Source organism: Nonomuraea basaltis, assembly GCF_005893125.1.
GTDB classification, from domain to species: Bacteria; Actinomycetota; Actinomycetes; order Streptosporangiales; family Streptosporangiaceae; genus Nonomuraea; species Nonomuraea basaltis.
Genome location: NZ_VCJS01000313.1, coordinates 1 through 11639, shown reverse-complemented (window position 1 = coordinate 11639; position 11639 = coordinate 1). Strand labels below are relative to the sequence as shown.

The 11639-nt window shown below is 68.8% G+C and carries 9 protein-coding genes and 3 pseudogenes; 6 read left to right on the top strand and 6 right to left on the bottom strand.

Annotated elements, in window-relative coordinates; all coding sequences use genetic code 11:
- Together EJK15_RS62780 and EJK15_RS62775 are read right to left on the bottom strand one after the other, a co-directional pair.
- Positions 1–897: pseudogene (locus EJK15_RS62780) on the bottom strand (IS200/IS605 family accessory protein TnpB-related protein); the annotation flags it as partial.
- 367 nt (positions 898–1264) lie between these two features.
- Positions 1265–1453: a hypothetical protein gene (locus EJK15_RS62775; protein ID WP_206062063.1), complete on the bottom strand. Its 189-nt coding sequence runs from the start codon at positions 1451–1453 to the stop codon at positions 1265–1267.
- 161 nt (positions 1454–1614) lie between these two features.
- Here EJK15_RS62775 and EJK15_RS62770 point away from each other — a divergent pair, with 161 nt between their 5' ends.
- Positions 1615–2160, top strand: a complete 546-nt coding sequence (locus EJK15_RS62770; RefSeq protein ID WP_138719833.1) for an RNA polymerase sigma factor — start codon at positions 1615–1617, stop codon at positions 2158–2160.
- Positions 2160–3125 (top strand): hypothetical protein, encoded by a 966-nt coding sequence (locus EJK15_RS62765; protein WP_138719832.1) that lies wholly within the window; start codon positions 2160–2162, stop codon positions 3123–3125. The genes EJK15_RS62770 and EJK15_RS62765 overlap by 1 nt, the downstream gene beginning before the upstream one ends.
- A 135-nt stretch (positions 3126–3260) precedes the next feature.
- On the opposite strand, the pseudogene EJK15_RS75770 reads toward EJK15_RS62765, so the two are convergent.
- Both EJK15_RS75770 and EJK15_RS62745 read right to left on the bottom strand, forming a co-directional pair.
- Positions 3261–3929, bottom strand: a pseudogene (locus EJK15_RS75770) (SDR family NAD(P)-dependent oxidoreductase); the annotation flags it as partial.
- 303 nt (positions 3930–4232) lie between these two features.
- The gene (locus EJK15_RS62745) at positions 4233–7361 is read right to left on the bottom strand and encodes a S8 family peptidase (RefSeq protein WP_138719831.1); all 3129 of its coding nucleotides are present in this window, start codon (positions 7359–7361) and stop codon (positions 4233–4235) included.
- 122 nt (positions 7362–7483) lie between these two features.
- Between EJK15_RS62745 and EJK15_RS62740 the strand changes: the two genes are divergently transcribed.
- Together EJK15_RS62740 and EJK15_RS62735 are read left to right on the top strand one after the other, a co-directional pair.
- The gene (locus EJK15_RS62740) at positions 7484–8074 is read left to right on the top strand and encodes an RNA polymerase sigma factor (RefSeq protein WP_138719830.1); all 591 of its coding nucleotides are present in this window, start codon (positions 7484–7486) and stop codon (positions 8072–8074) included.
- On the top strand, positions 8071–9039 hold the full coding sequence (locus EJK15_RS62735) for a CU044_5270 family protein (RefSeq protein ID WP_138719829.1): 969 nt from the start codon (positions 8071–8073) through the stop codon (positions 9037–9039). The genes EJK15_RS62740 and EJK15_RS62735 overlap by 4 nt, the downstream gene beginning before the upstream one ends.
- 112 nt (positions 9040–9151) lie before the next feature.
- Here the strand turns inward: EJK15_RS62735 and EJK15_RS78205 are convergent.
- Positions 9152–9307: pseudogene (locus EJK15_RS78205) on the bottom strand (hypothetical protein); the annotation flags it as partial.
- Between EJK15_RS78205 and EJK15_RS62730 the strand changes: the two are divergent.
- Positions 9244–9858: a recombinase family protein gene (locus tag EJK15_RS62730; RefSeq protein ID WP_138719828.1), complete on the top strand. Its 615-nt coding sequence runs from the start codon at positions 9244–9246 to the stop codon at positions 9856–9858. The pseudogene EJK15_RS78205 and the gene EJK15_RS62730 sit on opposite strands and share 64 nt — an antisense overlap.
- A 17-nt stretch (positions 9859–9875) precedes the next feature.
- Here the strand turns inward: EJK15_RS62730 and EJK15_RS62725 are convergent, their stop codons facing one another.
- Positions 9876–10613 (bottom strand): SDR family oxidoreductase, encoded by a 738-nt coding sequence (locus EJK15_RS62725; protein ID WP_138719827.1) that lies wholly within the window; start codon positions 10611–10613, stop codon positions 9876–9878.
- Between the two features lie 93 nt (positions 10614–10706).
- On the opposite strand from EJK15_RS62725, the gene EJK15_RS62720 reads away from it, so the two are divergent.
- A complete protein-coding gene (locus tag EJK15_RS62720; protein ID WP_138719826.1) occupies positions 10707–11570 on the top strand; it encodes a LysR family transcriptional regulator in 864 nt (287 codons plus the stop codon).
- Positions 11571–11639: the final 69 nt, after the last annotated feature.

The following is an 11639-nucleotide window of genomic DNA, read 5'->3' as shown; positions in this document are numbered from 1 at the left end:
CAGGGGGATGGCCGGGGCGGGCGGAATCTGCCAGGAGGCGGTGATGTACCAGCGGCCGCGCTGCAGGTCGAGGTGGATGCGGTAGGCGACCGCCCGGCCTGCGTGCACGCGGTCGGCCCAGTCGGCGCCCCGGTGCGCGAACCGCACCCGTACCGACAGCACGTACCGGCCGTGCGGCGCGTTGGCCAGGTGCGCCAGCGGCCCCGGCAGCCTGAGGCTCACCTGCCCGTCTGGGCTGACGCGGATGGTCTCGTTGCCGTACCGCTTGCCCGACTCCCCGTCGGCCTGCAGGAACCACCGTCTGGCCTGCCACCGCTGCCGCCACTGCTCTTCGGTGAGGCCTGCGGCCTGCAGGTGGTGGCGGGTGTTCAGCAGGCGTTTGCCGCCCCGCACGATGCGCACCCGCCCGGCCCGCCAGTCGGCCCGCACCGCGGCCAGCCGGTCCTTGAGCACGTGCAGGCGGCGGGACTTGGCGAACCACTCCTGCCGCGAACGGTACCCACCGGGGGCGTTCTTGGTGCCCTTCTGCCCCACCGGCAACGACAGCCGATGCGCGATCGTCGCGACCCCCGCCTCCAGGCTGCGCAGGTGGTCGGCCTGCCCGCGCCGAGCCAGCGCCCACTGATCGTGGACGGCTTTGGTGATCGCCCCCGCCCACCGCGCCGACGACAGCGGCGTCAATTCCCGTTTGCGGGCCGCCCACCGCTCGGCGCTGTGGGCCAGCCCGTCACGGCAGCGCACCGCCAGATCCCTTGAGGCCAGCGCGCCCAGATGCGCCCCCACCGACTGCAGCACGCTCTCGTCCTGGACGGTCAGCCCCTTGAGACGATCCCGGACCGCCACCCCCGACGGCCCGGCAGCGACGAACGGCGCATCGATCGCCCGCAGCTCAGCCACGCTCGGCCCCGCGCCAGAGCGGGCGCACGCAGCCCCGCACGAAACGGCGGGAAGCCCGCGAGATCACCCGAGGCCGATCACCGGCGCCCAGATCCGGCCGCATGTCCCCCGCCCACCTCCCGATTCTTACCGAACGTGACCGTAAGACTACTGATACTTGACCCGGTGGGGTAGAACATTCGAGCGATTCACGTCCCTTTTTGCCGGCGGTCTACAGGCCACCGACGTCACGGGGGTCGGCTGTATCTTGCACCTGCGCCCACCCCGCAAGGATCACCACCAGCTCCGACAGCAACTCCTGTCACCTCATACACACCTACACACACTCAAACAAGCACTGTTGCGAACCCTTGGATTCGTTCATCCATTAGCGCGGCGGGCACAGCAGTGAGACCAGCAGCCCCGTGAACTGCGTCACCGACCAGGGCAACCGCCGCCCCAAGGCGGTCTGCACCTGCGCCTCCCGCTGGCGGAACACCGGGTGGTCGAGCCGTACGTAGGCGACCCTTTCGACCGACGCGTCCCGGTCCAGGTCGCCGAGATCTCCGACGGCCATCCGGAGTTCGGCCCTTCGCTGCGGCGGGATAGCCGCGAAATCTCTCCGCCCTGGCACGAAATGATGGCCCGACTTCCTACATAGGCACAGATGTCCGTAAATCAAAGCTATGAAGGAGGCGGCCATGGGGATGCCGAGGAGACCGGACGCGGGACCAGCCCGTGGGTAGTGAGCTGGCCAGGTTCGAGTCCGTTTACCGGGAGACGTATGGCCAGATCACGGCGTACGCGGCCCGTCGCTGCCACTCGCCGCAGGATGCGGCGGACGTCGTGGCGGAAACCTTTGCCATCGCCTGGCGGCGGATGGGCGAAGTGCCGGACGGAGAGCAGGCCACGCTGTGGCTGTATGGCGTGGCGCGCAAGGTGCTGGCCAACCACTATCGGGTCGAGGTGCGCCGCCAGGCCCTCAGTGTGGAGCTCGATGCCGAAATGGCCGACCTGTACCAGGCCGCGCCCGACAGCGGGGTCGAGCTGACGGCGATCGCGCAGATCTTCCGGGCCTTACCGGACACAGATCGGGAGGTGTTATCCCTGGTCGCCTGGGAGGGACTGGACCGACAGCAGATCGCCACCGTGCTCGGTATGTCGCGCAACGCCGTACGCATCAGACTCCACCGCGCCCGCAGGCGCTTCGCCCGCGCGCTCGCCGAGGCGGACGTGCACTTCACATCGGAAAGCCGGTTGGCCCCCGCGGAGGGACATCTGTGATGAAGAACATCGACGAGATCACGCGTGCGCTGGCCCGGGTGGAACCGGGCAAGCCGGGAGGGCACGCCTCCGATGTGGGGGCGCGGAAGCTGCTGGCCTCAATCGCCGCCGAGCAGCCCGGCCCGTCCGCCGTCCGCCCCCGCCGGCGCCCTGCCCAACGCTCTGTCCAGCGGCTGGCCCTAGGGCTGGCGGGCGCGGGGCTGCTCGCCGTGGGCATCGTGGTGGGGCCGAGCCTGCTGAAGGAGAGCGGCACCCCTTCCTACGCGGTCACCAAGGAACCCGACGGTGTCGTGTACGTCCAGGTCCGGGATTTCCGCGACAAGGCGGGGCTGGCGAAGCGGTTGAAGGAGCTCAACGTCCCGGCCATCGTCGACTACGCGCCCCCGGGCAAGTGGTGCGAGGAACCACGCGGAACCCATGTACGGGACATTCCCCGCGGCCTGTACTCCGTGCCGGAGAACATCCCCGGGGAGGAACACAGCCTTGGCTGGCAGATGCGGATCGACACCAAGCTCTTCAAGCCCGGCCAGACGTTCGTCTGGACGATCAACGACCACAGCACCAGCACGATCCTCATGAGCGGCCCGGTCGCCCCTTGCGTTCTCGTGCCCGACACGTCACACGAGCCGAAGAAGTTCGCCAAGTCCGACTACCGGCTGGCCACCACGAAGGGCCGCTCGCTCGCCGGCTTCCGGGTGGACGAGAAGACCGTCGGCGATGTCCTGCCCGAACTCAAGAGGCACGGGTTGAAGGTCGAGTATCTGATCATGGCGGTTGCGCCGGACAACCCGGGCGGCTACGGCGTACTCCGCACGCAGACCAAACACGTCGGCGACAATTGGATCGTCTGGGAGGCGGAGGAGTCCATCCGCAACCCGGGACTGATCCGCCTGCTCGTCACCGACAAGCGCTTCGACAGGAACCCTGTCTACGGCGGTCCACGCGACAACGTCATCAAGGAATAGCCCTGCCCGGGGACCATCCCGAGGCGGGCGAGCTGCGACTGGCCTTCGAGACGCTGGAGCTACCCGACGCCGACGAGCAGCGCATGCTGGTCTACCTCTCCGCCGACGAAGCCGCCTCTGCTGTACTCGATCAGCTCACCGGCCGCCACCCTGGCGCGCTACGCGTGGTCTCGTAGATGACCTCGGGAGGTCTGGCGACGTGGTCGCGTCGGGTAAATCGGTCAGCCGGTCGGCTGGGTCGACGACAACGCTCTGCACCGACTGGAAGTGCCCGGCCAGGTCAGAGGCGTCCTCGCGGTTCACCTCGGCGTCGGGGTAGGCCACCGGCTTCCCGCCCCGCAGTTCGGCGACGGTGAACGGGACGTCGTCGCCCCAGCGGGGAAGGTTGACGAAGACCCGGTAGCCCTCGACCGCATGCTTGGACGCGCCGTAGACGGCCATGTAGGGAGCGGGGATGAACCCCTGTACGGACGAGAGGTTGATGATGCGCCCGCGTCCCCGGGCGCGCATGTGCGGCAGGACCTCCTTCACCATGCGCATGACCCCGAAGACGTTGATGTCGAAGACGCCCTGGGCCTGCGCGACGGAGGTTTCCTCGGCCGCACCTATCGAGCCGATGCCGGCGTTGTTGACCAGGACGTCGATCCGCCCGAACCGCTCGATCACCTGCTGGACCGCGGCGGTGACCGACTTGTCACTGACCACGTCGAGGTCGAGGAACGTCACACCGTGGAGCGGGGTGACGCGCGAGGTGTCGCGGCCTGTGCCGGCCACGTCGAAACCCGCTGCGACCAGCGCGAGCGCGGTTTCCTTAGCCTCTCGCCGGGCGGATGATCACGGGAGAGAGTAGCGAACCGGTGTGATGGACTACTTGCCGTCGCCGGGAGCGGTATCGGTGAGCGCGAGCTGAAGGCCGTTGTCCCCTCGCACGGCGAAAGCTGAAACGTGGAGGACAACAGCCTTCAGAGGAGGTGGTCTGGTGGGGCTAGGGTTTGGGTGACGGGGTGACTGCCAAAGTCACATCGTGCCGATGACGAGGTTCTTGCGGGCGGCTTCGACGACCTCCTTGGTGACGACGGACATGTGGTTGATATCGATGCATCGCGATCAGCCTGGACCGACGGCGTAGGCTCGGATGATCGTCTGGGTAAGGGTGGTGCCGGACGCGCCGTTGGCCGTTGTCCTCAACGAGACGAATCCGGGCGTGCGCGGGTTCGGCACCATGGCGGTCCATCCCGTCGCGGTGCGATGGACTGGAATGGCACGCCAGCTCGTGCCGTCGTCGGAGGAGAGCTCCAGCTTGAGCGTCGAGGCAGCTCCCTCGACCCTGATGGGCAGTTCGGTCAGTGAGCCGGGCCCGGCGCGGTTGAGATCGTCGAGTCCGCCGGGCGCGTAGCGAACCGCCATCAGCGGCAGCGGCCGCTTCGTTTCCGTACGCGCCGACCGGAACGTCCATACGCTTTCCACCGCCGTGGAGAGCACGGAGTACGGCACCTGCCTGCGCATGGACGCACGCAGCGTGTAGGTGGCGGACGCTGCCGGCAGCATGGCTTGGAGGCGGCAGCTTTCCCGCTTGTCGAGCACGCAGTCGGCGAGGTTCGCCTCGGCGAGCACGTGCCCGTTCCCGCTGAGGGTGGCGGTGCCGGTGGCCGCACCGTCCGCTCCGACCCTGCCGGGGACGCGGTCAGTGAACAGCCCGACCGCGGAGAAGGTCAACGTGTCCCCGGTACGGCTGCCGCGAATTCCGGCGGTTGCCGGACCGGTCACCGCGACGTTCCATGTCTGCCGGGTGTGCTGTCCGGGCTTCATCGCCTGGCCGTTGTCGGCGAGTGTGGAGGCGCCGAGTTCGAGCATGCTGTCCCAGATCAGGCCGGGCGTCCGGTAATAGGTGAGCTTGCCGGGCAGGTCCAGGTCATGGGGCGGCGATGCCAGGAACACCGGCCAGTCGGCGCGGAAGCGCGGTCCGCTGAGGGGCACGCCGGTGGCCGCCGTGCCGGACGCGCGGAAGGTTGCGCTCACCTTGGCGAGGTCCTTCTGCCTGGCGGTGTACGTGGGATCTTCGGGCAGGCCGCCGGTGCGGTGGTCGGCGAGATCGTACATGTACGGGCTCGGCACGGCGTCCTTGCTGGACCAGATGGTCCTGAGGAGGTAGCGCAGGCCCTCCTGGCGTGCGGGGACGATGAAGAGCCTGGTGTTGGGGTCCTCGCTTGAGAATTGCGCGATGCCCCATGTGCCGTGTGCCAGGTTCAGCATGTGGCCGCGTTGCGGGGCCGCGCTTGGATCGTCCAGGGTGACCCGTACCGGCTCTCCCTTGCGCGCGTCCACGACCAGCTGCTGGTCGCGGTCGGCGATGCGCACCGCGGTGTGCGCGACGGTCTTCCCGGTCTCCCGGTCGCTGATGTCGGCATAGAGGTTCCAATTGCCCACTGGCAGGCGGGCTTTGCCGATGCCGTCCTGGAAGGCGAGCTCGTGGAAAGCGCCGGTCTTCGGGTCGTACAGCTGGACGTACGGATGGGCGGGGTTGCCGTCCCTGCTGATGACGGTGACGCTCACGTTGTACGACTCGGGTTCGACGTACGCGCCGGACGGCGTGCGGATCATGGTCTCACCGGACGTGGCGGTGACGACGCCGGGGTAGTCGCCTGGCGCTTTCTGGCTGGCATCGATGGTGAGTGTGACCGACGCTTCGCCTTTCGCGGGCACCTCCAGTCGTTGGGTGGACAGCTTCAGCGTCTCCCCTTCGACGGTGAGGTCGAGAGCGGCTGGGGTGGCGCCGGCGTTGGCGTAGGTGAGGGTCCTGGTGGCCACCCGCTCATCTTGGCCGTTCCAGGGGAAGGCGGCCCACAGATCACCCGGTAGGGCCACGACCTGCTGCTCAACGGCGCGGACCACATCCACACGGCCGGTGCCTTGCTGGTACGGCGTCGCATCGGCCGAGGGCGACGCGCTGCCGATTAACGCCGCCTTGAGCTGCCGGCCAGTCCATTCGGGGTGCTTCTGGGCCAGGATCGCGGCGGTTCCCGCCACATGCGGCGCGGCCATCGACGTGCCGCTGAGCGTCTGGTAGGCGCCACCGGCTGCCGCGGCGACGATGTTCACGCCCGGCGCGGTGATGTCCGGCTTGATCGCATGGTCGCCTTGCCGCGGTCCTTGACTGGAAAAGTCGGCGATCCGGTTCGACCTGTCGACCGCGCCGACCGTGAGAGCGGCGTCGGCGCTGCCGGGGCTCGATACCGTGGCGGGCCGCCCGTCGTTTCCAGCAGAGATGACGAACAGCGTGCCTGTCCGCGCCGACAGGGAATTCACGGCCTCTTCCAAGGGGTCGAGATCCAAGGTGTCGGGCCCGCCGATACTCATGTTGACGATCTTGGCTTTGATCTCGAGGGCGGCCCATTCCATGCCCGCCAGGACGGCAGAGTCAGCGACGCCGTCGGTGCCGCCGACTTTGCCGATGGCCAGCTCCGCGTCAGGCGCAACGCCCCGGTATTTCTCCCCGGCTCCGGCGACGGTCGAGGCGACGTGGGTGCCATGGCCGAGGGTGTCGCGGATGTCAGGGTCCTCGCTGAAGTTGCGTTCGTAGGCCACCGCCTCCTTCAGATCTGGGTGGTCGGGGTCGTAGCCGGAGTCGAGTACGGCCACGGTGACGCCCTTGCCGGTCAGGCCGAGCTTCCAGGCCTCGGTCGCGCCGATCTGCTTGACGCTCTGATCGAGGTCGAAGGAGCGGCGGCCGTCCAGCCAGAGTTTCGTGCTCCCTGTGCCCAGGGCACGGGCGCCGCTGGTCAGGTCCTTCCACGCCTGGCCCGCGCTCGCCTTGGGCACGCGGAGCGTGCTCATGCCGACGCCAGCCAGCCACCGAGCCTGGCGGGCGGCCGTGGGCACCTGCACCGACTGGGCGATCAGGGGGATGTCGGATCTGCGGGCGTCGTCGTATCGCCAGGCCAGCAGCTGTGTGACGTCGAACAACCGCCGGTCAAGCGCCCCCTCGGCGACCAACGTCCGGGCGTCGGACGGGATCACGTACAGGTGGCCCTGGTGCATCTGGCTGGTGAAGTCCACCTGCCGGCCAGGACCGGGAGCTACGCGGAAACCGTTGCCGGCGACCACGACCCGGTCGCCAGTGATCAATGTCACACTGCTCGACGTGCCGGTGCCGGCATGAGCCGCGGGTGAGGGCGTGGGGGTGGCAGCGGCCGCTCCCGCCAGCAGCGCGGCCATGAGCCAATTGCGTAAGGTCATCGTGAGCCTCTCGGGCGCAGGGAGATCGTCTGGCCCGTTGTTGCCCGCAGGCCCTGGACAGGTTCACGCACCGGGCTCGTGGCCGTCGAGAACTCGATTCGTCCCATCGGGAAACAGCAGGCATGACACGAACCCCACCGGAGGAGATGGTCGAGGCGGACGACGCCGAGCTCATTCGCCGGTCAATCGACGACCCGGAGCAGTTCGCCGGAGTGTTCGACCGCTACGTCGAGCAGATCCACCGCTATGTCGCGCGGCGGCTGGGCGTGCAGGCCGCCGACGACATCGTGGCGGAAACGTTCCTGACCGCCTTCCGCTGCCGCCCTTCCTACGATCACACGCAGCCGCTGGCCAGGCCGTGGCTGTACGGCATCGCGACCAACCTCATCGCCAGGCAGCGGCGTGATGAGGAGCGGTTCCTGCGGGCGCTGGCGCGTACCGGTGCGGAGCCACCGCCGGAGCCGATGGCCGACGCGGTGATCGGGCGCGTCGCCGCGCAGGCCGAGGACCGCCGGCTAGCAGGGGCGCTGACGGGCCTGGCCAGCAATGATCGCGACGTGCTGCTGCTGGTGGCGCTGGGAGAACTGGCCTACGAGGAGGTGGCGCAGGCGCTCGAAATCCCGATCGGAACCGTGCGCTCGCGCCTGCACCGGGCCCGCAAACAGGCGCGGGCCGCCCTTGGCACCGGCTATCAGACGAGAGAGGACGCATGATGGACGAGTTCGGACGGTTCCTCGAGGCCACCCCGGCGATCACCGGCGAGGCGAAGGAGGCGGCGCGCACCCGGTTGCTACAGGCCATCCGCAAGCCGGTCCCCATGCCACCGGTGCCCGCGCCGAGGCGGCGCAGGCCGCGCCTGGCCTGGCGTCTGACGCTCGCCGCATCAGTCGCGCTGGCCGTCGGCGCGGGCATCCTCGCGGTACGCGGCGATGGACAACCTGCCACCACCTCGGTCGCCAGCGTTCAAGAGCTCGGCGACAAGGCGGCCAGGAGCGCCGCGATCGACCCGTACAAGATCACGCCGTCGACGGGCCGCTGGCTGTACGTGCAGCAGACGATCGCTCCACTCCGCAAGGAGCCGGAGCCCGAGGTGGATCGCGGCAAGCGGGTCACCCTCGAGACGTGGCACAGCATGGACGGCAAGCAGACCGCGTTGGACGACGGACGGGGCAAGCTCGTCATCCATGAGGTCGGCCCCGGCATCACGGGCGCGGACCTGGCCAGAGCGCCGGTCACCCCCGAGCAGATGATCGCCAGGATCGGGGCGAGCGTCGACACCACTCCTGTCTCGGAGTTCGACGACGCCGACGCGACCAGGCAGGAGCGGATCTTCCAGACGATCTCCCAGTTGCTGAGCGACCAGCCGCTGGTCGCCGACGTGCGGGCCGCGCTGTTCCGGGCACTGCCCACGATCCAGGGCGTTTCGGTCAAGCAGGACGCGATCGACGCGGCGGGCCGCCACGGGGCCGCGTTCGTCTACACGGGAGCCTCGGGGCGCTACGAGATCATTGTGAGCGCGCAGGACTACCGGTTCCTTGGGACGTATGGTGAGAGCGTCGCCGAGCGCACCTTCGACCTTCCTGGCGGCGCGACACGCACGGTCAAGGCGGGCACCCCTCTGGCGTGGACCGCACGCATGACCGCCAAGGTCGTCGACAAGCCCGGCGATCAACTGTAGGGAAGCAGCCACATCACAGAACGATGCGGTTCAACTTTCGACGCGACGAGGCGCAATCAGCCTCTGGACGCGCACAGCGCTAGCCCCAGCTGAGGAGCTCAGATCAGCGGGGTCACTGGGCGAGGGTGGGGGCCGCGCGAGACCACTGGCGGTCATTCAGCTCGCGGGCGATGAACTGTGCGAGGTCCGTGCGGGTGAGCTTCCATCCGCCCTTGGGGTTCGCGCCGTCCAGGACGCGGTAGGTTCCGGTGGGCGGCTGGTCCTGGAGGCGGGCGGGACGGACGAAGGTCCAGTCGACGCCGCTTTGAGCGACGATCGCACCGGCCCGACCTCCTCACCGCGCTGTCCTACATCCGCGAAGGCGACCTGCTGACCGTCCAGGAAGTCGACCGGCTCGGCCGCAACCTCCTGGAAGGACTGATCGTCCTCAACGACCTGTTCCAGCAAGGCGTCGGCGTCAAGGTGCTGGAGGGCATCGCCGTCGGCGAGCACACCGAACGCTCCTTCATCCTCGACCTGGCCCTCGCCCTGGCCGAGGACCGCCGCCGCGACATCGTCCGCAAGACCAAGAACGGTCTGGAGACCGCCCGAAAGCAAGGCAAGGTCGGAGGCCGCCGCCCCGTGGTCGACGACGACAAACGCGCCGCGATCCTCGACCGTCGCCGGCGCGGGGAATCCATCCGCACCATCGCCGCCGGGGTGAAGGTCTCCGTCGGCGTCGTCCACAAAACCCTCACAGACGCCCAGTCCGGGACCCAGCCGAACAAGTATCCCGCCGATCACCCCCGACCGGCGCGGCATGCAGGGCTTACGGCATGATCACGACAGGTTCGGGGTCACCAGGGGATGACGCCGTCGTCCTCAAAGAACGAACCGGTCGGGCCGCCGTCGGGCAGCGCGGCGAGCCGGATCGCCGTGGCTGCGCCCTGCTCAGGAGTGCGGGGCCCTTGGAAGCCGGTGAAGTCGGTCGCGACCAGGCCCGGGCAGGCGGCGTTGATCAGGATGTTCGTACCGGCGAACTGCCGGGCGTACTGCACGGTAACGGCGTTGAGGAACGACTTCGACGGCGAGTAGGCCGCCATGATGGGGCCGATCTCGATGTCCGGGTCCGCCTGCCGGGTCAGGGAGGCGACAGCACTGGAGACGTTGACGATGCGTGGCGACGCCGAGCGCTGCAGCAGCGGCAGCATCGCGTTGGTCACCCGGATGACACCGATGACGTTGGTCTCCACGACCGTGCGGACCATGTCGAGGTCGAGCGTGGTCGGGTCCTGCACCCACCCCGGCCCCGTCTCTCCTGAGACACCGGCGTTGTTCACCAGGACGTCCAGGCGCCCGGCCTGCCGTTCGATCAGGTCCGCGGCATCGGTGACGCTCTGGTCTCTGGTCACGTCCAGCGGCACCCCGAATGCGTCCACCCCGGCGGCGCGCAGCTTCTCAACGGCGGTCTCGCGCCGGGCCTCGTCGCGGGCTCCCACGCCCACTCGGTACCCGAGGGCGCCCAGCCCGGCCGCAATTTCGTATCCGATTCCCTTGTTCGCGCCGGTCACCAGCGCGATCTTCGTTTCGCTCATGCCGTCGATCTTCGCTCGCGGACGAGCGGCGCATCCAACACCGATACAGTGCCCTGTCATACCTGGTAGGTATCAGTGAGGTATGGTGCGGCCGTGGACACCTTGGAGACCCGCGAGTTGAGGTACTTCATGGCCGTCGCCGAGGAACTGCACTTCGGCCGCGCCGCCGAGCGCCTCGGCATGGCCCAACCACCGCTGTCCCGGGCGATCCAGCAGCTCGAGCGGCGCCTCGGCGTCTCCCTGCTGAAACGTAACCGCCGCGGTGTCTCCCTGACCGGCGCCGGACAGGTACTGCTGCAGGAGGGCCGCGCAGCCCTCGACGCGACCACCGCCGCCGCTCGCCGCACCCGTCGCGCCGGTGGCGCCGACAGACCAGGTGACCCCCGCCACCGCCTGGTGCTGGCGGTGAAGGCCGCCGCGTCTCACGAGCTGCTGCAGAAGCTCCTCGACGCCTACGCGGCCGAGCCTGACGCCGCCGAGATCGAGGTGCTACCGAGCGGCACGTGTGAGCAGGAAGAAATGCTGCGCGATGGCCGCGCTGATGTGGCGCTCATGCACGCGCCGTTCAACTCCCTCGCTGGGTTCGACAGCGAGGAACTGATGACCGAGGGGCAGATCGCGATCCTGCCCGCCGGGCACCCCCTCGCCGCGCACAAGACTTTGTCCCTGGCCGACGTCAGCGACATCCCCGATCTTCCGCTCGCCCGCTGGTCCCGCCACGGCACGTATCCACCCGGCCCAGGCCCCGAGATCCACGATCAGACGCAGCTGGCCCAGCTGATCGCCCTCGGACGCACCGTGGCCGTCTTCCCCGACTCCGCCCGCGCCTGGCTGTGGGCCGAGCACACCGCCGTCCCTTTGACCGACGCACCCCCCGTCGTCACCCACATCGCCTGGCCCGCGCACAGCCGCTCCCTCGCCCTCGCTGGGCTGATCCGCACGGCCACACAGCTATGACCCTCTCTTGCCTTCCATCGCCGCCATCACCCTGATGACACACCACCTGACCTGTCTCTTATACACAGC